Annotated in this window: 22 protein-coding genes and 3 pseudogenes; 8 read left to right on the forward strand and 17 right to left on the reverse strand. The window is 73.9% G+C overall.

Annotated features, from left to right (window positions below; all coding sequences use genetic code 11):
* Positions 1-118 precede the first annotated feature (118 nt).
* A complete protein-coding gene (locus ACRRSS_RS13230; RefSeq protein ID WP_435971395.1) occupies positions 119-1,111 on the forward strand; it encodes an ROK family protein in 993 nt (330 codons plus the stop codon).
* Positions 1,112-1,429: 318 nt separating this feature from the next.
* Here ACRRSS_RS13230 and ACRRSS_RS13235 read toward each other — a convergent pair whose 3' ends face one another.
* Positions 1,430-1,612 (reverse strand): hypothetical protein, encoded by a 183-nt coding sequence (locus tag ACRRSS_RS13235; protein ID WP_189831520.1) that lies wholly within the window; start codon positions 1,610-1,612, stop codon positions 1,430-1,432.
* 138 nt (positions 1,613-1,750) lie between these two features.
* Between ACRRSS_RS13235 and ACRRSS_RS13240 the strand changes: the two genes are divergently transcribed.
* Entirely contained in the window at positions 1,751-2,785 is a 1,035-nt protein-coding gene (locus ACRRSS_RS13240; protein ID WP_435971396.1) for an NUDIX domain-containing protein, read from the forward strand.
* A gap of 62 nt (positions 2,786-2,847) precedes the next feature.
* Here ACRRSS_RS13240 and ACRRSS_RS13245 read toward each other — a convergent pair whose 3' ends face one another.
* Together ACRRSS_RS13245 and ACRRSS_RS13250 are read right to left on the reverse strand one after the other, a co-directional pair.
* Entirely contained in the window at positions 2,848-3,528 is a 681-nt protein-coding gene (locus ACRRSS_RS13245; protein ID WP_435971397.1) for an MBL fold metallo-hydrolase, read from the reverse strand.
* Positions 3,529-3,690: 162 nt separating this feature from the next.
* A complete protein-coding gene (locus ACRRSS_RS13250; RefSeq protein WP_435971398.1) occupies positions 3,691-5,055 on the reverse strand; it encodes a dipeptidase in 1,365 nt (454 codons plus the stop codon).
* Between the two features lie 425 nt (positions 5,056-5,480).
* Here ACRRSS_RS13250 and ACRRSS_RS13255 point away from each other — a divergent pair, with 425 nt between their 5' ends.
* Entirely contained in the window at positions 5,481-6,845 is a 1,365-nt protein-coding gene (locus ACRRSS_RS13255; RefSeq protein WP_435975317.1) for a geranylgeranyl reductase family protein, read from the forward strand.
* Between the two features lie 105 nt (positions 6,846-6,950).
* Here the strand turns inward: ACRRSS_RS13255 and ACRRSS_RS13260 are convergent, their stop codons facing one another.
* Entirely contained in the window at positions 6,951-7,403 is a 453-nt protein-coding gene (locus tag ACRRSS_RS13260; protein ID WP_435975318.1) for a nitroreductase family deazaflavin-dependent oxidoreductase, read from the reverse strand.
* Positions 7,404-7,671: 268 nt separating this feature from the next.
* Between ACRRSS_RS13260 and ACRRSS_RS13265 the strand changes: the two genes are divergently transcribed.
* Positions 7,672-8,367 (forward strand): TetR/AcrR family transcriptional regulator, encoded by a 696-nt coding sequence (locus ACRRSS_RS13265; protein WP_435971399.1) that lies wholly within the window; start codon positions 7,672-7,674, stop codon positions 8,365-8,367.
* Between the two features lie 79 nt (positions 8,368-8,446).
* On the opposite strand, the gene ACRRSS_RS13270 is transcribed toward ACRRSS_RS13265, so the two are convergent.
* The 4 genes and pseudogenes from ACRRSS_RS13270 to ACRRSS_RS13285 all read right to left on the reverse strand — a co-directional run bounded on the left by ACRRSS_RS13270 (position 8,447) and on the right by ACRRSS_RS13285 (position 10,655).
* Entirely contained in the window at positions 8,447-8,911 is a 465-nt protein-coding gene (locus ACRRSS_RS13270; protein ID WP_435975319.1) for an N-acetyltransferase family protein, read from the reverse strand.
* 71 nt (positions 8,912-8,982) lie between these two features.
* Positions 8,983-9,405, reverse strand: a complete 423-nt coding sequence (locus ACRRSS_RS13275) for an arsenate reductase ArsC (RefSeq protein ID WP_435971400.1) — start codon at positions 9,403-9,405, stop codon at positions 8,983-8,985.
* A 164-nt stretch (positions 9,406-9,569) separates the two neighbouring features.
* A pseudogene (locus ACRRSS_RS13280) lies at positions 9,570-10,254 on the reverse strand (aquaporin); the annotation flags it as partial.
* Positions 10,251-10,655 (reverse strand): ArsR/SmtB family transcription factor, encoded by a 405-nt coding sequence (locus tag ACRRSS_RS13285; protein ID WP_435975320.1) that lies wholly within the window; start codon positions 10,653-10,655, stop codon positions 10,251-10,253. The gene ACRRSS_RS13285 and the pseudogene ACRRSS_RS13280, both read right to left, overlap by 4 nt.
* Before the next feature lie 196 nt (positions 10,656-10,851).
* Here ACRRSS_RS13285 and ACRRSS_RS13290 point away from each other — a divergent pair, with 196 nt between their 5' ends.
* On the forward strand, positions 10,852-11,391 hold the full coding sequence (locus ACRRSS_RS13290) for an ArsI/CadI family heavy metal resistance metalloenzyme (RefSeq protein WP_435971401.1): 540 nt from the start codon (positions 10,852-10,854) through the stop codon (positions 11,389-11,391).
* 187 nt (positions 11,392-11,578) lie between these two features.
* Here the strand turns inward: ACRRSS_RS13290 and ACRRSS_RS13295 are convergent.
* Positions 11,579-12,295: pseudogene (locus ACRRSS_RS13295) on the reverse strand (MFS transporter); the annotation flags it as partial.
* Positions 12,259-12,777, reverse strand: a complete 519-nt coding sequence (locus ACRRSS_RS13300; RefSeq protein WP_435971402.1) for an MFS transporter — start codon at positions 12,775-12,777, stop codon at positions 12,259-12,261. The gene ACRRSS_RS13300 and the pseudogene ACRRSS_RS13295, both read right to left, overlap by 37 nt.
* An 87-nt stretch (positions 12,778-12,864) precedes the next feature.
* Here ACRRSS_RS13300 and ACRRSS_RS13305 point away from each other — a divergent pair, with 87 nt between their 5' ends.
* Complete coding sequence (locus ACRRSS_RS13305) at positions 12,865-13,254, forward strand: MarR family winged helix-turn-helix transcriptional regulator (protein ID WP_435971403.1); 390 nt, start codon at positions 12,865-12,867, stop codon at positions 13,252-13,254.
* A gap of 1 nt (position 13,255) precedes the next feature.
* Here the strand turns inward: ACRRSS_RS13305 and ACRRSS_RS13310 are convergent.
* Positions 13,256-13,528: pseudogene (locus tag ACRRSS_RS13310) on the reverse strand (maleylpyruvate isomerase family mycothiol-dependent enzyme); the annotation flags it as partial.
* 34 nt (positions 13,529-13,562) lie between these two features.
* On the reverse strand, positions 13,563-14,786 hold the full coding sequence (locus ACRRSS_RS13315) for an MFS transporter (protein WP_435971404.1): 1,224 nt from the start codon (positions 14,784-14,786) through the stop codon (positions 13,563-13,565).
* 721 nt (positions 14,787-15,507) lie between these two features.
* Here ACRRSS_RS13315 and ACRRSS_RS13320 point away from each other — a divergent pair.
* On the forward strand, positions 15,508-16,734 hold the full coding sequence (locus ACRRSS_RS13320) for an ROK family protein (RefSeq protein ID WP_435971405.1): 1,227 nt from the start codon (positions 15,508-15,510) through the stop codon (positions 16,732-16,734).
* A 2-nt stretch (positions 16,735-16,736) separates the two neighbouring features.
* Here ACRRSS_RS13320 and ACRRSS_RS13325 read toward each other — a convergent pair whose 3' ends face one another.
* On the reverse strand, positions 16,737-17,198 hold the full coding sequence (locus ACRRSS_RS13325) for an SRPBCC family protein (protein ID WP_435971406.1): 462 nt from the start codon (positions 17,196-17,198) through the stop codon (positions 16,737-16,739).
* Positions 17,199-17,307: 109 nt separating this feature from the next.
* On the opposite strand from ACRRSS_RS13325, the gene ACRRSS_RS13330 reads away from it, so the two are divergent.
* Positions 17,308-18,078, forward strand: a complete 771-nt coding sequence (locus ACRRSS_RS13330; protein ID WP_435971407.1) for an SAM-dependent methyltransferase — start codon at positions 17,308-17,310, stop codon at positions 18,076-18,078.
* Positions 18,079-18,105: 27 nt separating this feature from the next.
* On the opposite strand, the gene ACRRSS_RS13335 is transcribed toward ACRRSS_RS13330, so the two are convergent.
* From ACRRSS_RS13335 to ACRRSS_RS13350, 4 genes are all read right to left on the reverse strand, one after another.
* Complete coding sequence (locus tag ACRRSS_RS13335; protein WP_435971408.1) at positions 18,106-18,732, reverse strand: DUF4865 family protein; 627 nt, start codon at positions 18,730-18,732, stop codon at positions 18,106-18,108.
* Between the two features lie 35 nt (positions 18,733-18,767).
* Positions 18,768-19,355, reverse strand: a complete 588-nt coding sequence (locus tag ACRRSS_RS13340; RefSeq protein WP_435971409.1) for a TetR/AcrR family transcriptional regulator — start codon at positions 19,353-19,355, stop codon at positions 18,768-18,770.
* 99 nt (positions 19,356-19,454) lie between these two features.
* Positions 19,455-20,141, reverse strand: a complete 687-nt coding sequence (locus ACRRSS_RS13345) for an ATP-binding protein (protein WP_435971410.1) — start codon at positions 20,139-20,141, stop codon at positions 19,455-19,457.
* A gap of 286 nt (positions 20,142-20,427) precedes the next feature.
* On the reverse strand, positions 20,428-20,754 hold the full coding sequence (locus ACRRSS_RS13350) for a hypothetical protein (RefSeq protein WP_435971411.1): 327 nt from the start codon (positions 20,752-20,754) through the stop codon (positions 20,428-20,430).
* Between the last annotated feature and the right edge of the window lie 30 nt (positions 20,755-20,784).

The following is a 20,784-nucleotide window of genomic DNA, read 5'->3' on the forward strand; positions in this document are numbered from 1 at the left end:
GGTCGAAGCATAGGGCCTGGACAACGTTGTCACGGCAGGGGAGACTGTACGGAACACCGTTCCGTCCGTCCGCCCGCGGAACACCGTTCCGCCGCCGCCGAGTGGAGACCCCGCGCCCATGCACACCGATCCCGCCACGGGCCCCGCCGACGGTCTCGTCGTCGCCCTCGACATCGGGGGAACCAAGATCGCCGGCGCCCTCGTCGACGGCGGGGGTCGCGTCCGTGTCCGCTCCCGACGGCCCACGCCCGCGCGCGAGGACGGCGAGACGGTCATGGGGGCGGTCGAGGGAGTGCTCGCCGAGCTCGCCGCCTCGCCCCTGTGGGAGTCCGCGGGGGCCGTCGGCATCGGCAGCGCGGGCCCCGTCGACGCGTTCCGCGGCACGGTCAGCCCGGTCAACGTGCCCGGCTGGCGCGACTACCCGCTCGTCGAACGGGTCCACCGGGCGACCGGCGGACGCCCCGTCACCCTGGTCGGCGACGGCGTCGCCATGACCGCCGCCGAGCACTGGCTCGGCGCCGCCCGCGGCCACGACAACGCCCTGTGCCTGGTGGTCTCCACGGGCGTCGGCGGCGGCCTCGTCCTCGGCGGTCGGGTCCACCCCGGCCCCACCGGCAACGCCGGTCACATCGGCCACATCGTGGTGGACATGGACGGCGAGCCCTGCGCCTGCGGCGGACGCGGCTGTGTCGAACGCGTCGCCAGCGGCCCGAACCTCGCCCGCCGCGCCCTGGAGAACGGCTGGCGCCCCGGGCCCGACGGCGACGTCTCCGCCGCCGCGGTGGCCGCCGCCGCGCGCGCGGGGGACCCGATCGCCGTCGCCTCCTTCGAGCGGGCCGCGCAGGCGCTCGCGGCGGGCATCGCCGCGACGGCGGCCCTCGTCGAGATCGACATCGCGGTCGTCGGCGGCGGGGTGGCGGGCGCGGGCGAGATCCTCTTCGCCCCGCTCAGGCGCAGCCTCGGCGGGTACGCCACGCTCTCCTTCGTCCGGGACCTGACCGTCGTCCCGGCCCTCACCGGCGCCGACGCGGGCCTCCTCGGCGCGGCGGCCGCGGCGGCCGCCGCGCCGAGCGGGACGAGCGGGCGCGCGGGGGCGGACTCGCTGTCCTGACGCCGGAGCGCGGCGGGGATCCCGGGGCGCCGTGAAGTGGCCCGGGAGCCCCGGGTGTTGCGGCCCGGCGCGGAGGACCCGGGCGGTGTGGAGTGGTGCCCGTCCCCGGGTGGTGTGGAGTGCGCCGGATCCCGGGCGGTGTGGCGCCGGCGAGGGAGACCCACGTGCGGCAAGCCGGGCGCACCGGGTGTGCCGGGTGCGCCGATCGAGCCGGGCATGCCGGGCGTGCCGATCGAGCCGGGTGTGCGGGGCGAGCCTGGTGCGCCGATGGAGTCCCGGCGCCGCCGGACAGGCCGGGGCACCGAACCCCCGCGCCCGTCACTCCTCCCGTACCCGCTCCGCCGTCCGCTGCTCCACGATCACCAGGAACGTGTCGGACTCCAGGTCCATCACGACCCGGGCCGGCACCCCCTCGTCCCGTCGCGCCCCGGCGAATTCCTCCGCCGGCCAGCTGCCCCGCGGGCCGCCGGCCGGGAAACGTTCGAGAACCCTACGACTCATTCTCCGCACCCCCTCGTGCTTGCCGTTCTCAACGACGGCTGCCCGGAAGTGTCACGCACATGCCGAGACACGCCGTCGCGGGTTTCCGTGGCAGGGTGTTGCGGGCAAGCCACTGGGGGCTACCGAAGAGGGGGAATCGTGATCGTCTGGATCAACGGGACGTTCGGCGCGGGAAAGTCCAGCACCGCGCGCGAGCTGGTCGATCTGATCCCGAACAGCACGCTGTACGACCCCGAGCTCACCGGCGGGGGGCTGCGCCGCCTCCTTCCGGCCAAGCGGCTCGCCGAGGTCGAGGACTACCAGGACCTGCCGATCTGGCGGCGGCTGGTGGTCGACACGGCCGCCGCGCTGCTCGCCGAGGTCGGCGGCGTCCTCGTCGTCCCCATGACCCTGCTCCGCCAGGAGTACCGGGACGAGATCTTCGGCGGGCTCGCCGCCCGCCGCATCGAGGTGTGCCACATCCTGCTCGCTGCGGAGGAAACGATCCTGCGTCAGCGGATCGACAGCCGGGCGGAGTACGGAGACCCCGAGGTCGACGCCCGCGTCCGCGAGTGGTGCCACGGCCACGTCGCGCCCTACCGGGCCGCGCTCGACTGGCTCGCCGCCGACGCGTACACCGTCGACACCTCGGCCCTGACCGTGACCGAGGCCGCCCGGTCCGTCGCCGACGCGGTCCGCTCCGGCCTCGCCGCCCCCTGCTCCATCGTCCAGACCCCCGAGCCCACCGGCGAGACCCTCGCCGCCGGCGTCCTCCTCTTCGACGAGCAGGACCGCTTCCTGCTCGTCGACCCCACCTACAAGCCAGGCTGGGAGTTCCCCGGCGGTGTCGTCGAGACCGGGGAACCTCCCGCCCGCGCCGGGATGCGCGAGGTGGCCGAGGAGATAGGCCTTGAACTCGACGCCGTACCCCGCCTCCTGCTCGTCGACTGGGAACGCCCCCAGCCCCCCGGCCATGGCGGGCTGCGCCTCCTCTTCGACGGCGGCAGACTCGGCCCCGCCGACACCGAACGCCTCCACCTCCCCGGCGCCGAACTCCGCGGCTGGCGCTTCGTCACCGAGGAGGAGGCCGCCGACCTCCTGCCCCCCGTCCGCTACCGGCGCCTCCGCTGGGCCCTGCGCGCCCGCGAACGAGGCACGGTGCTCAACCTGGAGGCGGGAGTCCCGGTGGGCTGAGGCACCGACGCGCGCCTCGGCGCTGCCGCTGTCTCTCCGCGCGGCCTCCGCGGACGTCGTCGCTACGCGACCGCGGCGGCGAGCCGGGCCGCCGTGTCCTGGGTCACCGGGGCGCCGTGGCCGCAGCACAGCACCGAAGGCGCGAGCTTCGCGAGCGCGCGCATCGAGTCCATGGCGAGCGCGCGGTCGACGTGGAACACGCCGAAGGTCACGCCCTGGACCGACGCCACCGTGTCCCCGGTGAACAGCACTCCGTGGCGCGGGAGATGGACGGCGATCGAGCCGGGGGTGTGGCCGGGGGTGTGGACCACCACCGCGCCGTCGCCGAAACCGAGCTCCTCGCCGTCCTCGACCTCCCGGTCCACCCGGGTCGGCGGCGCCTCCGGCACCGTCAGACCGTGCTCGAACAGCGGGAGCTCCCACTCCAGGAGGTCGGGCTCGGGCACCGGCGCCTCGCCCCGGATCACCGGCGCGTCCAGCCGGTGCGCGAGGATCTCGGCGCCGTACCGGTCCGCCAGCTCCCGCGCCGCACCGACGTGGTCCCGGTGGCAGTGCGTCAGCACGATGCGGCGCAGCCGGTCCGGGTCCAGTCCGGCCGCCCGTATCGCCGTGGCCGTCCCGGTCGCCGTACCGGCCCAGCCGGCGTCGATCAGGGTCAGCTCCTCCTCGTCCCGCCAGAGGTAGGCCTGGCCGATGGAGAAGTCGAGGAGGTGCAGGCGCGGGGTGATCCGGAGGGCTTCCATACGGCGAACCTACGCACCCGCGCGGGTCCGCCGTGGGCTTCTACGCTCTCGGCGAGCTTCGCCGAACGCTGAACCGGCCGAACGCTGAACCGGCCGATCGGGGCCGGCCGATCGGGGACGGTCCGTCGGGGCCGGTCGGCCGGAACCGGCCGCGACGGGACGTCAGGCCTGCTTCGAACGCGCGTAGTTGACCAGGAAGTGCGCCTCGGCCACCGACAGGCGCTCCAGCTCCTCGGGCGACACGGACTCGTTGGGCGCGTGGATCTGCGCCTCCGGCTCGCTCAGACCGATCAGCAGGATCTCCGACTCCGGGTACAGCGACGCCAGCGTGTTGCAGAGCGGGATCGAGCCGCCCATGCCCGCCGTCTGCATCTCCTCACCGGGGTAGGCGATCCGCATGGCCTCCGCCATCGACGCGTACGCGGGGCTCGACGTGTCCGCCTGGAACGGCTGGCCCTGGCCGACCTGTTCGAGGGAGACCCGGGCGTTCCACGGGGTGTGCTTCTCGATGTGCGCGAAGAGCAGCTTCGTCACCTCGGCCGAGTCCAGGCCCGGCGGGACCCGCAGGCTGAGCTGGGCACGGGCCGACGCCGGGATCGAGGGGGTGGCCCCGGCCACCGGGTGGCAGTCGATGCCGATGACCGTGACGGCCGGACGCGCCCAGATCCGGTCGGCCACCGTGCCGGCGCCCGGCAGCGCCACCCCGGCGAGGACCTTGGCGTCCTGACGGAAGTCCTCCTCCGGGTACTGGAGCCCCTCCCACACCTGGTCGCCCGGCAGCCCGTCGATGACGGTCGAGCCGTCCGGGCCGCGCAGCGAGTCCAGTACGCGGATCAGCGCGGCCAGCGCGTCCGGCGCGGCACCGCCGAACTGACCGGAGTGCAGGTTGCCCTCCAGGGTGTCGATCCCCACCCGGATCATCGTCATACCGCGCAGGGTCGCGGTCACGGTCGGCAGACCCACGCGGAAGTTGCCCGCGTCGCCGATCACGATCGTGTCGGCGGCCAGTACGTCGGGGTGCTGTTCGGCGTACCGCTCCAGACCGCCCGTACCCTGCTCCTCCGAACCCTCGACGATCATCTTGACCGTCACGGGCACGCCGCCGTTCGCCTTGAGGGCGCGCAGCGCGAGCAGGTGCAGGATGAAGCCGCCCTTGCAGTCGGCGGTGCCGCGCCCGTACCAGCGGCCGTTCCGCTCGGTCAGCTCGAACGGCGGGGTGAGCCAGGCGGACTCGTCCAGCTTCGGCTGTACGTCGTAGTGCGCGTAGAGAAGGACGGTCGGCGCCCCGGCCGGGCCGGGCAGGATGCCGTACACCGACTGCGAACCGTCGGGGGTGTCGAGCAGCGCCACGTCCTGGAAGTCCTCGGCGCGCAGGGCGTCCGCGACCCAGCCGGCCGCGGCCTCGCACTCGCTGCGGGGCGCCACGGCCTCGTCCGCCACCGACTCGAAGGCCACCAGCTCCGTGAGCTCGGCCTTGGCCCGGGGCATCAGGGACCGTACGGTCTCGGCGATCGGATTCGAGGTCATGGGCACGCTCCTGATGGGTGCGACGTTACGACGTGAGGACGGCGTTCGGCGTATGTCGTGGTACGTCGAACGCACCGCCGATCCTACGGCGCGGGGCTCCGGCTACCGCGCCGTAGGATGCGTCAGGAGCAGACCACCGGTCGGATCAGGAGCAGAAGCACATCGTGAGCAGCGAGCACGCAGAGAACGCCGGTCCGGAGAACACCGCGCCCGAAGGCGCGGCTCCTGAGGGCATCGGTGTGGAGTCGGCGAGGGAATCGGTACCGGACACCGCCGCGTCGGACGAGGTCACGGACGGGACCCCGGGCGGGAGTGCGGACGGGGCCGCGGACGCGGCCGTCCACGTCACGGATGACGCGGTGTCGGACGGCCCGGCCTCGCCGGACGAGACGGCGGATTGGACGGCAGGGGCGGACGCGGCGTACGTGGCCGACGAGGACGACGAGGACGACGAGTCGGCCGACGTCTGGGACGTCGTGGTCGTCGGCGCCGGACCGGCCGGCGCCTCCGCGGCCTACGCGGCGGCCGTCGCCGGACGCCGGGTCCTGCTCCTGGAGAAGGCCGAACTGCCCCGGTACAAGACCTGCGGCGGCGGCATCATCGGCCCCTCCCGCGACTCCCTGCCGCCCGGCTTCGAACTGCCCCTCCAGGACCGGGTGCACGCCGTCACCTTCTCCCTGGACGGACGCTTCGCCCGCACCCGCCGCTCGCGCAGGACGCTCTTCGGGCTCATCAACCGCCCGGAGTTCGACGCGCAGCTCGTCGAGCACGCCCAGAAGGCCGGAGCCGAACTGCGGACCGGCGCGACGGTGACCCGCGTGGAGCAGCACGGCCCGGCCGTCCCGGACCGGCGGACCGTCGCCGTGGTCCTCTCCGACGGCGAGACCGTGCTCGCCCGCGCGGTCGTCGGCGCCGACGGCAGCGCCAGTCGCATAGGCGCCCATGTGGGGGTCAAGCTCGGCCAGGTCGACCTGGGCCTGGAGGCGGAGATCCCCGTGCCCCCGTCCGTGGCCGAGGACTGGAAGGGCCGCGTCCTCATCGACTGGGGCCCGATGCCCGGAAGTTACGGGTGGGTCTTCCCCAAGGGCGACACCCTGACCGTCGGCGTCATCTCGGCGCGCGGCGAGGGCGCCGCCACCAAGCGGTACATGGAGGACTTCGTCGCGAGGCTCGGCCTCGCCGGCTTCGAGCCCACGATCTCCTCCGGTCACCTGACGCGCTGCCGCACCGACGACTCGCCGCTCTCCCGCGGCCGGGTCCTCGTCTGCGGCGACGCGGCCGGGCTCCTGGAGCCCTGGACGCGCGAGGGCATCTCGTACGCGCTCCGCTCGGGCCGCCTCGCCGGTGAGTGGGCGGTACGGGTCGCCGAGGCCAACGACGCGGTCGACGCCCGACGTCAGGCCCTGAACTACGCCTTCGCCATCAAGGCCGGGCTCGGTGTCGAGATGGCGGTCGGCCGTCGGATGCTCACCGTCTTCGAGCGCCGCCCGGGACTGCTGCACGCGACGCTCACCGGGCTGCGCCCGGCCTGGAACGCCTTCGCGGACATCACGCGGGGTTCGGCGACGCTCGGCGGCATGGTCCGCTCGAACGGCATGGCACGACGGGCGCTGGAGATGCTGGACCGGCGGATGGACACCACGACGGGTGTCGGACCCGCGGGCCGCGGAGTGGGCCAGCGGGAGCGGTCGGCGCCGGAGGGCGAAGTCCTCGACGAGGTCCAGGGCGAGGCGCCGAACTCCCCGGACGCCGGGGCTCCCGAGAAGCCGCAGGCCCCTGAAGCGGTCTGAGCGAAGCGGCTGAGGCGAGCGAATCGGCTGAGGCGAGCGAAGCGGTCGAGGCGATCGCGGGCGACGAAGTGAGTGCGGCGGACGGGCTCCGCCACTCCGGCCGGTTCACGCGGCCGGGGTGGCGGGGCCCGTCGGCGTGACACGGAAGACGGGGTGCTTGGGGGCGATGGCGCGCAGCTCCGCGTCGGAGGAGTCGGGGCCGACGCCGCCGAAGAAGACGCCGACCTCGGCCTTCCAGCGCTTGAGGTAGGCGCGGAGCAGCGCGGGCTTGTCGTCGTCGGCCACCTCGGTGACGTTGAACTCCTGCGTGTGCTTGCCGAGGATCAGCTGCCCGCCGCCCGCGGCCCGCATGTTGTGGGTCCACTGGACGTGTCCGCGCGGGGCCACGAGGTACCGGACGCCGTCCACCGTGAGGAGGTTGACGGGGGTACGGCGCCACTCGCCGCTCTTGCGGCCGCGGACGGCCAGAACGCGGGACCCCCAGACGCTGATGCCGCGGCGGGTCAACCAGGCGACCGTGCGGTTGAGGACGTTCACCGTGATCCAGCCGGGCTTCATGACGTGGGCGGCGGGTGCGGAGCCGTTCGCGCCGGTGGGGCCGGTGGGGCCGGTGGGGCCGGGGGTGCCGTTCGAGCCGGCGGGCTGGGCGGCGGGTTGAGGGGTCATGGGGGTCCTCCTGCGGGCGGGATCGGAGCCGAGGGCGGCCGCGGAAGCAAAGTGTGAGCACTGCTCTCGCTTGAGACCAGTGTGCACGCGTCCGCGCCTCCGGGCAAGAGCAGTGCTCTCATTTCGAATCACCGCTCCGAAAGTGGATACACTGCTCTCCATGACGACCGTTCAAGGAGCCCGCGCCCGCGCCCGCATCGAGATCACCGCCGCCATCAAGGGCGAGGCCCGCACCCAGCTCGCCGCCGAAGGCGCCGCCAAGCTGTCCCTGCGGGCGGTCGCCCGCGAGCTGGACATGGTGTCGTCCGCGCTCTACCGCTACTTCCCGAGCCGCGACGACCTGCTCACCGCCCTGATCGTCGACGCCTACGACGCCCTCGGCGCCGCCGCCGAACAGGCGGCCTCGGCGACCGCCGGGCAGCGGCCCCTGGACCGCTGGACCGCGGTCTGCCGGGCGGTCCGCGCCTGGGCCGTCGCCCACCCGCACGAGTACGCCCTGATCTACGGCTCCCCGGTGCCCGGCTACACGGCGCCCCAGGACACCATCGGACCCGCCGCCCGCGTCGGCCTCGTCCTCATCGAGATCACCCGTGGCGCGCACCACGGCGAGGGCGTCGCCCTCGCCCCGCTCCCGGAGGCGCTCGCCCCCGAAGCCGCCCGCCTGGCCGCCGACGTCGCCCCGGATCTCCCGCCGGCCCTCGCGGTCACGCTCGTGGCCGCCTGGTCGCAGCTGTTCGGCCTCGTCTCCTTCGAGGTGTTCGGCCACTTCCAGAACATCGTCGAGGACCGTGACACGTTCTTCGCGACGGCCGCACGCCGACTCGGCCAGGACGTGGGCCTGCTGCCGCGCGGCTGAGCCGGACGCGGGCTGCGGGAGCGCCCGGCGGGGTGCGCGGGAGGGCCCGGCGCGGTGCGCGGGAGCGCCCGGGGTCCGGTCAGTCGATCGCGGGGCTACGGCGTTCGACGAGGACGACGTCCCGCCAGACTCCCCGGTGGCGCCCCAGCCGCTCGCGGGTGCCGACGACGCGGAAGCCGGCCCTCGTGTGGAGGGCGAGGCTGGCCGTGTTCTCCGGGAAGATGCCCGACTGGACCGTCCAGACCCCGGCCGCCTCGGTGGACGCCAGCAGCTCCGTGAGCAGGGCCAGTCCGGTGCCGCGACCACGGGCGTCGGGGTGTACGTAGACGGAGTGCTCGACGACTCCGGCGTACACGCACCGGTCGGAGAGGGGCGTGACGGCCGCCCAGCCGAGGACCCGGCCGTCCTCGTCGACGGCCACCAGACGGTGTCCCGGTGCCCGGGTGCCGTCGAACGCCTCCCAGGCCGTCTCGAACGTGGCGTCGCCGCCCCCGATGCCGAGCCGGTAGATCTCCCGCACCTGATCGGCGTGCGCGGGCAGCATCGCGGCGATCCGCACGGACCCCTCGGCCCGACCGGTGGCGGAGTCCCCGGCCCGACCGGTCACGCTGCCGGTCACGCGGCAGCCCCCTCGATGCCGAGGTCGGCGAGCAGTTCCCGTACGAGGTGCTCGATCCGGTCGCGGATCGGCCGGACGGCGGCGACGCCCTGGCCGGCCGGGTCGTCCAGGCGCCAGTCCAGATACCGCTTGCCCGGGAAGTACGGGCAGGCGTCGCCGCAGCCCATGGTGACGACCACGTCGGATTCCCGCACCGCCTCGACGGTGAGCACCTTCGGGGTCTCGGCCGAGATGTCGATCCCGACCTCGTCGAGGGCTTCGACGACGGCCGGGTTCACCGCGTCGGCCGGAGCGGACCCGGCCGAGCGCACCTGGACGCCTCCCCGCCCGAGGTGGGTGAGGAACGCGGCGGCCATCTGGGAGCGTCCGGCGTTGTGCACACAGACGAACAGGACGGACGGGACCGGGGTGGCGCTCACGGGTGGGCACTTCCTTCACGGGCGGGAGGAGACGGGAGTACGGGGACGGACGTGGGCGGGACCGCGGGCTCCGGTGCGGGACCGGGTACGGCCGCGGGCTCGGGTGCGGGTACGGTCGCGGTCGCGCCGGCGGATGCGACCGCGGACCCGGACCCGGCCGTGCGGCGGCCGAAGAGCGGGCCGAACAGGGCGAGTCCGGCGATCAGTCCGCCCAGCTGGGCCACGACGAACATCGGCACCGAGCCGGGTGCGATGCCGGCGAAGGTGTCGGTGAGGGCGCGGCCGGCGGTGACGGCCGGGTTGGCGAAACTGGTGGACGAGGTGAACCAGTAGGCCGAGCCGATGTAGGCGGCCACGGCGGCAGGGGCGAGGTGCGCGCGCCCGGCCCGGTTCAGTCCGAGGATCAGCAGCACAAGGCCCGGGGTCGCCACGACCTCACCCAGCCACAGGTGCGGGGCGGACCGCTCGTGCGTGGACCACCGGACCAGCGGCTCGGCGAACATCGCGTCCGCGAGGACCGCGCCGAGGCCCGCCCCGGCGATCTGTGCGGGCAGGTAGGCGGCGACCTCGCGCCCGCGCGGGCCGGCGCCGTCGCCGGAGCGGCGGCCGGTCGCCCAGGACGCCAGGGTGACGACCGGGTTGAAGTGGGCGCCCGAGACGGGGCCGAGCAGGGGCGATGAGGACGCCGAGGCCGAACACGGTCGCCACCGCGTTGGCGAGCAGCTGCACTCCGACGTCCTCGCTGAGCCGGGAGGCCTGGATTCCGGAGCCCACCACCACGGCGACGAGTGCGCCGGTGCCGACGAACTCGGCAGCCGCACGGCGCCCGAGCGGAGCCGTGGAACTCACCGGGAGGCCCCGGCGGTCCCCGCCGCCCCGGCTGCCCCGAGCGATTCGACCGCCGCGACCGACTCCACCGCCCCCTCGGGCGCGACGGGCCCCGAGGTCGCCTCCCCGGGAGCCCGGAGCAGCGAGGAGAGTCGCGTCAGGGCGGCGGGCAGCACCCAGTAGTAGACCCAGGTCCCGCGCCGCTCGGAGCCGACCAGACCGGCCTCCCGGAGCACCTTCAGATGGTGGGAGATGGTCGGCTGGGAAACGTCGAAAGGCCCGGTCAGATCGCAGACACAGGCCTCGCCGCCCTCGTGCGAGGCGATCAGGGACAGCAGTCGGAGGCGGACGGGGTCGGCCAGAGCCTTGAACATCCGCGCGAGGTCGACGGCGGCCTCCGCGCCCAGGGGCTCCCGGACCATCGGCGAGCAGCAGGCCTCGGCGCCGTCCGGTTCGAGCAGCGGCAGCTTCATATTCGACATGTGTCGACATTGACGGCTGTCTCTCCAGGGGCAACCTGGGGAGCAAGATATCGACAGTCATCGATACAAGGTTCGCGGCGTTCGATGCCGTGGCCCAGGTGATCGCCGTACAGGAACCCGATCGGGGAGCCCCGTCATGTCACGTGTTCAGCTCGCCCTGCGCGTCGCCGACCTCGAAGGATCGATCGCCTTCTACTCCAGGCTGTTCGGCGCGGAGCCCGCCAAGCGTCGCCCCGGCTACGCGAACTTCGCCCTCGTCGAGCCGCCGCTCAAGCTCGTCCTCATCGAGGGCGAGGCGGGTGAGGACACCCGCCTCGACCACCTCGGCGTCGAGGTCGGCTCCACCGAGGACGTCGCCGCCGCCACCGACCGGCTGGCGCGGGCCGGTCTGGCCACCCTCCCGGAGACCGACACCTCCTGCTGCTACGCCCTCCAGGACAAGGTGTGGGTCCACGGACCCGGAAAGGAGTCCTGGGAGGTGTACGTCGTCAAGGCCGACGCCGACACTCTCGCAGGCCCGGCCGGCTGGGCTGAGCGAGCGCCGTGCCTCAGTCGCGGACGGCGACCTTCGCGGGAGCGTCCTCGGCGGCCGTCCCGCTCGCCTCGGCGGGCGTGGAACGGGCCACCACGACCGACGGTTCCCCGCCCCGCTGCCTCCGGAGCCCGGGCAGGGTGATGAGCAGCCCGGCCAGCGCGATGACGGTGACGACGGCCAGGCCCGGACGGTAGTGGTCCAGGACCGCCTGCGGGGAGGCGGCCCCCTCGGCGCCGTCCGCCGTGATCACGGCGGTGACGACGGCGAGGAACAGCGCGCCGCCGACCTGGATCGAGGTGTTGAGCAGCCCCGACACCATGCCCTGCTCGTGGTCGTCCACGCCGTTGGTGGCCTGGATGTTGAGCGAGGGGAACACCAGGGCGCAGGCAGCGCCGAGGAGCAGCATCGACGGCAGGATGACCGCGGCGTACTGCGGGGTGAGCGAGATCCGCAGGAACAGCGCGTACGCGACGACGAGCAGCGTGAAGCCGGTGGCGATGACCCGGGGCGTGCCGAAGCGGTCCACGATGCCGCCGATCTTCGTGGACGAGAGGGCCACGAGCACACCGGCGGGCAGGAAGGCGAGGGCCGTCTGGAGCGCGGACCAGTGGAGCAGGGACTGCATGTACTGGGTGACGATGAACTGGAAGGCGACGTACGAGCCGAAGAACGCGGCGGCGCCGAGCTGGGCCCGTACCTGCGAGCCGGAACGCAGCACCCCGAGCCGTACGAGGGGACTCGCGCTGCGCCGTTCGATCAGGGCGAAGGAGACGAGCAGGGCGGCGGCCGCCAGGAAGGACAGCAGGGTGCGGGCGGAGGTCCAGCCGACCTCGGGGGCCTGGACGACGGTGAAGACGAGCAGCAGCATCGCGGACGTGCCGGTGACGGCGCCCGGCAGGTCGTAGCCGCCGACGGAGTCCTCGCGGGCACTGTGCGGGATGAGGCGCAGCGCGAAGACGAGGGCGATCAGGGCGACGGGGGCGGGGAGCAGCATGGTCCAGCGCCAGCTCAGCTCGGTGAGCAGCCCGGACAGGACCAGGCCCATGGAGAAGCCGGTGGCCGCGCAGGTGGTGTAGATGGCCAGGGCGCGGTTGCGCTGGGGCCCTCCTTGAAGGTCGTGGTGATGATCGACAGGCCGGCGGGGGCGGTGAAGGCGGCGCTGAGGCCCTTGATGAAGCGGCTGGCGATCAGCAGCGGTCCGGAGTCGACGAGGCCGCCGAGCAGGGAGGCGAGCGCGAAGACGGCGAGGGCGATGAGGAAGACCCGGCGGCGGCCGAGCAGGTCGGCGGCGCGGCCACCGAGGAGCAGCAGGCCTCCGTAGCCGAGGATGTAGCCGCTCACGATCCACTGGAGGGTGGCGGTGGAGAGGCCGAGGTCGGTGGCGATCGAGGGCAGGGCGACGCCGACCATGGAGACGTCGAGGGCGTCGAGGAACATCGCGGCGCAGAGCACGAGCAGGGTGCCCCAGAGACGCGGACTCCAGCGTTCCTGGACGGAGTCGGGCGCGTCGGTGAGCGGAGAGGTCATGGGCAGCACGGTACATGCGCATGCATTGAATGCAAGTGCATTTAATTCCCGTGCAACAAAAGAGGTCGTTTCTGCTAACGTGCGGTCATGGCAGCGAACAAGTCCGAACGCGCGCTCGTGGACGAGTGGCGTGACGTCCTCGCCCTGCACGCCCGTACGACCTGTGAGCTCGACCGGGCGCTCCATCCCCACGGACTCGGAGCCAGCGACTTCGAGGTCCTCGACGTCCTCGCCGAGGGCGCGGCCGAGGACGGCCCGGCCTCCTGGCGCGTCCAGGAGCTGGCCGGACGGGTCCATCTCAGTCAGAGCGCCCTGTCCCGGCTGGTCGCGCGCCTGGAGAAGGACGGCCTGGTCCTGCGCGGGATGTGCCCCGAGGACCGGCGCGGTGTCCAGGTGAGGCTGACCGAGAAGGGCCTTGCCCGCCACGCGGAGGTACTGCCGCTGCAGCGCGACGTACTGACCCGGATGCTGGCCTAGATCACCCGATCCCCGAGGTCTCGCGCCACAGCCGGGCGAGCCCCTCGTCCCCGGTGATCGTCACGGCGCCGACGGGCAGCCGGTTCCACAGGGTCAGGTACAACCGGTCGGCGGGACCGCTCAGTTCGGTGTCGGCTTCCGCCGCCCCGCCACCGCGTTCCGCCCGGGGCCGCTCGGCCGAGAGCCGCACGGTCCAGACGTCGCCCGTGTCGCTCGCCCGCACCCGCAGGGTCCGGGGCTCGGAACTCTTCATCTCCAAGGCCGGATTCTGGCAGCCCGCACCCGACGTCGCACCAGGAGTACGGCCCTCAACTCGCCTGCGGGGCTCCCGCGTTACGGGCCCAGTACCCCATCACGGCGGCGCCGGCGGCGAGCGCGGCGACCGTCGTGAGGGCCACCGGCAGGGAGAACCAGTCGGCGAGGAACCCGATCGACGGCGGACCGAGGAGCATTCCCCCGTACCCGAGCGTGGACGCGGTCGCGACCCCGGCGGGACCGGCGACGGCGCCGGCGCGGGCCACGGCGACGGGGAAGATGTTGGCGAGACCGAGACCGGTGACCGCGAAGCCCAGCAGGGTGGCCCAGACGGTCGGCGCGAGCGCGCCGAGCAGCATGCCCGCCGCGGCCGTCGCACCGCCCGCGACCAGGGTGCGGGTCTGGCCGAGGCGTTCGAGCAGGGCGGTTCCGGAGAGCCGGCCCGCGGTCATGGTCAACGCGAAGACGGAGTATCCGGCGGCGGCCACCCCGGGGTGCGCGCCCAGATCCTGCTCCAGGTGGAGCGCCCCCCAGTCGGCGAGTGCCCCTTCGCCGTACGCCGTGCAGAGCGCGATGACCCCGAAGACGACGACGACACGGCGGGATCCGCGCGACGGTCCGTCCCCGGCACCGGCCGCGAGGGACTCGGGCCGCGGCCCGGGGGAGGGGTGACGCAGGAGTACGGGCCCGGCGACCGCGGTCAGAGCCAGGCCGACGACGGTGAGCCCGAGCAGATGCGTGGTGGGGGAGAGCCCTCCGGCGAGCAGCCCGCCGAGCCCTGCGCCGATCATGCCGCCGAGGCTGAACGCGGCGTGGAAGCTCGGCATCACGGGGCGCCGGAGCGCGGCCACGAGATCGACGGCGGCGCTGTTCATGGCGACGTTGATCCCGCCGTACGCGGCGCCGAAGACGAGCAGGACGAGGCCGAGCGCGAGCGGGGACCGGGTGAGCGCCGGCAGGGCGACGGAGAACGAGAGGAGTACGGCGGTGGTGACGGTGACGGCATGGGAGCCGTACCGACGGCAGAGGCGACCCGTCAGCGTCATGGTGATGACGGCACCGGCGGACACTCCGAGGAGGGCGAGGCCGAGATCGCCGGCGGAGGCGCCGGTCTGCTGCTTGACGGCGGGAATCCGGACGACCCAGCCGGCGAACAGGAAGCCGTCGAGGGCGAAGAAGAGGGTCAGGGCGAGGCGGAGGCGGGACAGGGAGTGCGCGACGGTGTCTCCGCCGGAGCCCCCTGATGTGGCCGTCCGTACTTTGTTTAGTAGCGGCACAAACTCAGGATAGGGGGATGCCCCACCCGCAATCAAGCGAACGGCGAACGAACCCCGAGACCCCCACACACGAGCCCCACCCGACGCCACTCACCCCACGGCCCCCTCGCCCACCACGCCAGGAGCCCCAACGAGCCACCCACCCCAGGACGCGATCGACGCCGGCCCGCATGGACCCCCACCCCACCCACGCCAACCCCTACGGGGCACCCACCCCACCCACGGCTCTCGGCCTCCGGACTCGACCTCCAAGCTCGGCTTCGGGGCCAGCCCTCCAGGCGGGTCAGTCATCCCGACGGGGTGAGCCCTCCCGGCGGATCGCTCCTCCGGCGGGTCGCTCCTCCGACGGGTCAGTCCTCCACGGGTCAGCCGGCCACGCGCGGGAGTGGGGGACGCGCGGGGGCCGTGTTCGGGACGTAGAGCGTGATTTGTGGCGCGTAGGAAGTGCGCCCACGTTCCAAGGCCCAGAACGCGCCGTAAATCATGCAGTCCCGGACACGGCCCCGGAGCGGCCCCCACGGCCCACCCCCGGGCGGAGACGCCCCACCCCCGACCGGGAACCCCACCACGGGCCACCACCCCGCCCCACCGGGCCACCACCGCCCCGCCCCACCGGAACACCACCCCCCAGCCCCACCACAGACAGTCCGACCACCCTCCCGCCCCCCCCAGACCCCCACCCGGAACCGCCCCACCCCCTGATCATGGGAGACTCGCCCCCATGAACGGCAAGGCGACGACGACCCGGACACGGCTGGACAGAGGGCGCAACGCGCTCGGCCCCGCACTGGAGCTGGTGCACACCGGCAGGGCACCCACCAGGGCCGTCCTCACCGCCGAACTCGGCGTCACCCGAGCCACCGCCGGCGCCGTCGCCGCCGAGCTGGAGGCTCTCGGCCTCATCCGCGTCGACTCCAACCCCGGCGCCGCCGCCGGATCCCAGGGCCGGCCGTCCCACCGTCTCGCCGTGGACGAGAAGGGCCCCGTCGCCCTGGCCGCCCAGGTGCACGCGGACGGCTTCCGCGCCGCTCTCGTCGGTCTCGGCGGCACCATCGTCGCCACCGCCCCCGGCTGCGTCACCGTCTCCGCGGACCCGGCCCAGGTCCTCGGCGCCGTGGTCGACGCGGGTGCGGCCCTGCTGCACGAGACCGGCCGCCGCTGCGTCGGCGCGGGCCTCGCCGCCCCCTCCGCCGTCGCGGAGCCCGAAGGCACCGCGCTCAACCCGCTGCACCTCGCCTGGCCGGCCGGAGCGCAGGTGCGGCAGATCTTCGCCGAGCGGGTACGGGCCGCCGGTATCGAGGGTCCGGCCTTCACCGGCAACGACGTGAACCTCGCGGCCCTGGCCGAGCACCGCCACGGCGCGGGCCGTGGCGCCAGGGACCTGCTCTGCGTGGCCACCGGCCACCGGGGTGTCGGCGGCGCGCTGGTCCTCGACGGCCGCCTGCACACCGGCAGCGCGGGCCTCGCCCTGGAGGTGGGTCACCTCACGGTCAATCCGGAGGGCCGTCCCTGTCACTGCGGCAGCCGGGGATGTCTGGACGTCGAGACCGACCCGCTCGCCTTCCTGACGGTGGCGGGCCGCGCGCCGGGACCTGAGGTCTCGCTGCTCCAGCAGTCCCGTGACCTGTTGCGCACCAGCCCCGATGATCCGGGGGTCCGGGTCGCGGTGGGGGAGTTGATCGACCGTCTGGGACTGGGTCTCGCCGGTCTGGTGAACATTCTCAACCCCGACCGCATCATCCTAGGGGGGCTGCACCGCGAGCTCCTGGACGCCGACCCCGAGCGGCTCCGGGCGGTCGTGGCGGATCGGAGCCTCTGGGGCCGCAGTGGCGGGGTGCCGATCCTCCCCTGCACCCTGGACCACAACAGCCTCGTCGGCGCGGCCGAACTGGCCTGGCAGCCGGTGCTGGACGACCCGCTGGCGGCACTGGGCCGCGAAGCGGTCTGACGTCAGGGCCGCTCCTCCACGAGCGCGGCGAGCCGGTCGAGGGCCGTGCGCGTGCCCGCCTCGTTGTCGGCGTCGGGAACGGCGTCGGGAACGCCTTCGTGCACGAGGACCACGTCCGTGCCGCCCTCCAGGGCGATCAGCGTCGTCGTGACGGTCATGGCGCCCCGCAGGCGCGGGTCGGGGGTCTCGAACTCGAGGATCTCGACGACACGTTCGTCGGGCAGCAGCTCTACGAAGCGCCCGTGGTACGTGTCCGTGCGCGCCCCCGACTTGCCGACGCCGTCCGCCGTCTCGTACGTGAGGGAGACCCGGAACGTTCCCCCTTCGCGCGCGTCGAAGTCGTGCACCTCGCAGGTCATCCCGTACGGCACCCGCCAGCGCGGGACGGCCCCCGGGTCGAGGAGGGCGCGGTAGACGGTGGCGGGCGGAGCGTCGATGTGGCGGGACACGCGCGTGGTGTACACCCGTACCAGGCTAGGCCGTGGGCGCCGCGAGCGCTCTATGACCGGGCGGGTCCCGGCCGATGGGAAACCCCCTGGGCCGGAGCGACCGGAGGACGTACCGTTCCGCCTCATGACCTCTTCAGAAAACGATCTTCCTCCGCGCCTCGGCGGCCTCACCTTCCACGGCCCGCTCTCCGAGGCCCGCGCCACCCGCCTGATCGGGCGGCTCGCCGACACGGGGCCCGCCGACGTGCTCGACATCGGCTGCGGCTGGGGAGAGTTGCTCCTGCGGGTCCTGGAGGCCGCCCAGGGGGCCAAGGGGGTGGGGATCGACATCAACGCCGAGGACCTGGCCCGGGGCCGGGCGCTCGCCGAGGAGCGGGGGATCGCCGACCGCGTCGAGTTCGTCGAGGAGTCGGCGCTCGGCACGGGCCGGGGCCCCGTCGACGCGATCCTCTGTCTCGGGTCGAGTCAGGCGCTGTGCGACCCCGAACAGCCCCACGACCCCGCCGCCGCCCTGCGCGAGCTGCGCCGGCTGGTGCGGCCGGGCGGGCGGGTGGTGCTCGGGGAGGGTTTCTGGGAGCGCACGCCCACCGAGGCGGAGCTGGCCGCCATGTGGCCCGGCGCGCACGTCGGGGACCACTTGTCCCTCGGTGCTCTGGTCGACCTCGCGATCGAGGCGGGGTTCCGGCCCGCGTGGATCGAGACGGCGAGCGCGGAGGAGTGGGAGGAGTTCGAGTCGGGTTACCGGTACGACACCGAGGTGTGGCTCGCCGCCCACCCGGACCACCCGCTGGCGGCCGAGACCCGCGAGCGCGTCGACCGGCAGCGCGCGACCTGGCTGAACGGCTACCGGCGCGTCCTCGGCATCACGTACCTCACCCTCGTCGCGGTGGCGTAGGGGCAACGGCGGTCGGCAGGGCGCGGGTCACCGCTGCCGCCCCGCCCCCAACCCCGCTCGTCCGGGAGCCGAAAGGTGCAGCACCTGGAAGCGCTCGCCCTCGTCGGCGGGCGCTTCCGCGCCCGCCCAGAGAGTGAGGGTCAGCAGCTCCCAGTGGCGCGGATCCACGGCGAGGGCGGAGGCCACCACCCCGTCCCGCCGTGCGTCCCGCGCGTGCCGGGTCACCGCGTCGGCGACCGCCGCGCCGGGCGGGACGGCCTCCCCGAGCGGGGTCCTGCGACGCGTCGCGGTGCCCGGAACCGAGGCGGCCGCGGGCCCTTCCTCGTACGACAGCCCGGTCCAGTGCTGCACCACGGGCCGGCCGAAGTCGTCGACGATGCCCTGGAACCCCGGACCCCAGAGGAAGGAGTTCATGCCCTCGGGGGTGGCCCACAGATAGAAGGGCGCGTACTGGTTGACGGGCGAGTCCGACGCCGACGCCGAGGGGGACGACGGCGACTCCGACGGCCCGTCCCCCCGCTCCCGTATCAGGTACGCCTTCAGACCGAGCCCGGGAAAGGCGTCGAGCAGATGCCCCCTCGTCGCCACGCGTCTGCGGATGATCTCCATGTCGTAGTCGGCGGGCAGGGTGATCTCGTACTGCATCGCGTGCACGGAAGGGGCTCCGTTTCTCTCTCCGGAGGGGACGGTCAGTCGGCGTCACGAGGGGCGAGCAGGGCCAACAGCCCCCGCACCGCGCTGTCGAAGGGCGCCCGCGACCCCGTGGCGCGGGCCAGTACGTACCCGCCCTGCACGGTCGCCAGGACCGTCGCCGCCGTCTCGTCCGCGTCCAGGGAGCCGCTCAACTCCCCACGGTCCAGGCCCTGCTGGACGACCTCGGCGAGCCGGATCCGCAGCCGGCCGATGACCTCGTCGATCGGGGCGCGCAGCGCGGGCTCGGCGACGACCTCGGGGTCCATCGTGAGCCGCCCCACCGGGCAGCCGCGCAGGACGTCACGCTCGCGCAGGAGGTAGGCCTCGATCCGGCTGTACGCCGTGCCCTCGCCGCCCAGGACCGCCTCGGCCACCGCCCCCATCTCCTCCGCCGTGCGCCGGATCGCGGCGAGCGCCAGGTCGGGCTTGCCCGCGAAGTGGTGGTACATGCTGCCCTGCCCCGCCCCGGCGGCCTGCTGGACGGCCTTGGGGCTGGTCCCCACGTATCCCCGCTCCCACAGCAGCTCGCGGGTCGCCTCGATCAGCCGCTCGGACGTGTTCATGCTCATGCCGCCACTGTACATACCAGTAGGTACAGTCCGGAACGTCTACGGTCGCGAGGCACCGGGGTCCGGGCCCGCGCGGCCCACCGCCCGCCCCGCCCCAAGGCCCGCGTGGCCAGCTCAGCCCGCCGGGACCGGACGGGCCGGGCGGTGGGCCGCGCGGGCCGCCATGACGACGGCCCGGACCGCGCTGGCGGTGACGACGGCGGGTGTGACGGCGGGCGCCGGAGCGGCCACCGGGGCCAGGACCGGGGCGACCGAGGTGCCGACGGGCACACCGGGGAACGGTCCGTACTCCGTGAAGGCGCTCTCGGCCACGGCGCCGTACCCGACCTGCCGACACGTCTCGACCGTGTCGCTCGGCGACGGCGGCGCCGTGAGCGTGAACCACACGACCTTGCCGTCGGCCCCGCACGAGCGCACGCCCCAGCTCTCGCTGACGGCGCCGACGATGGCCAGCCCCCGGCCGGAGGTGGCCAGTTCCTCGCAGGCGTCGAGGGCGTCGAAGCCCTCGGCCGGGTCGAGCGGGTCCCGGGTGCACGCCTCCGGTATGCGGGGGTCGTGGTCCCGGACGGAGACCGTCAGCCGGTCGAGCAGCAGCTCGATCTCGACGGTGCACCCCTTGTCCGGCCGGGCGTGCCGGTGGACGTTGGTCAGAAGCTCGGTGAGACCGAGCACGGCATGGTCGACGAGTGCGTCGACGTGCCAATGTCGGAGGTGCGCGGAGACGATCCTGCGGACCTGTCCGATCCGCGACGGCAGGGCCTGTAGCTCCACCGCGTAGTACCTGCTCGGCTCGCTGATCACGGCTGCGACTCCCCGAAGTAGTCCGGAAGAAGACGAAGATTCGGATCTCTGGTGCGGTATGGCAGGGTGGCGACCTGCACGCTGTGTCACCACCGGTCAACCCTCGGTGAGGTGGTTCCAGCGTGAGCCACCCGTGACCGCACCGCAACTCGCGGCGACGGGCGACCGGCGGCAACCGGCAACCGGCAACCGGCGACGGGGCACCGGCGACGGGTCGCCCGTCGCGACGGGTGACCGACGGCGGTCGGCCGTCGGTGCGCGACCGCCCGAAGAGCCGAGTCCTAGCTCACCGCCGCCCCGCCGCCCGCTTCAGGGCCGCCAGGAAGCGCCCGGGCTCCTCCGACGCCTCGTGGTCGTCGTTCCCGGCGTCGCCGTTCCTGTGCAGCGTCAGCCGGTAGCGGGTGCCGTTCACGGTGGCCACCGCCTCGTCGGGCTTCGCGAACCACGGGCGCCCCGCCCGGACCGCGCCGACGGGGGCGCTGTCGATCTCGCTGCCGTAGCTCGTGAGCAGGGCGAGCCGGCCGTCCTCGATCCGTACCTCGCCCGCGCGGGTCAGTGAACGCAGCCAGCGGGCGATCCCCACGCCCCTGGCGCTGAACTCGGGTTCCGACATGCCGATCCGCCCCTCTCGCCCGGTTGCCGT

Source organism: Streptomyces sp. Qhu_M48, from assembly GCF_051305195.1.
In the GTDB taxonomy this organism is placed as follows: Bacteria; Actinomycetota; Actinomycetes; order Streptomycetales; family Streptomycetaceae; genus Streptomyces.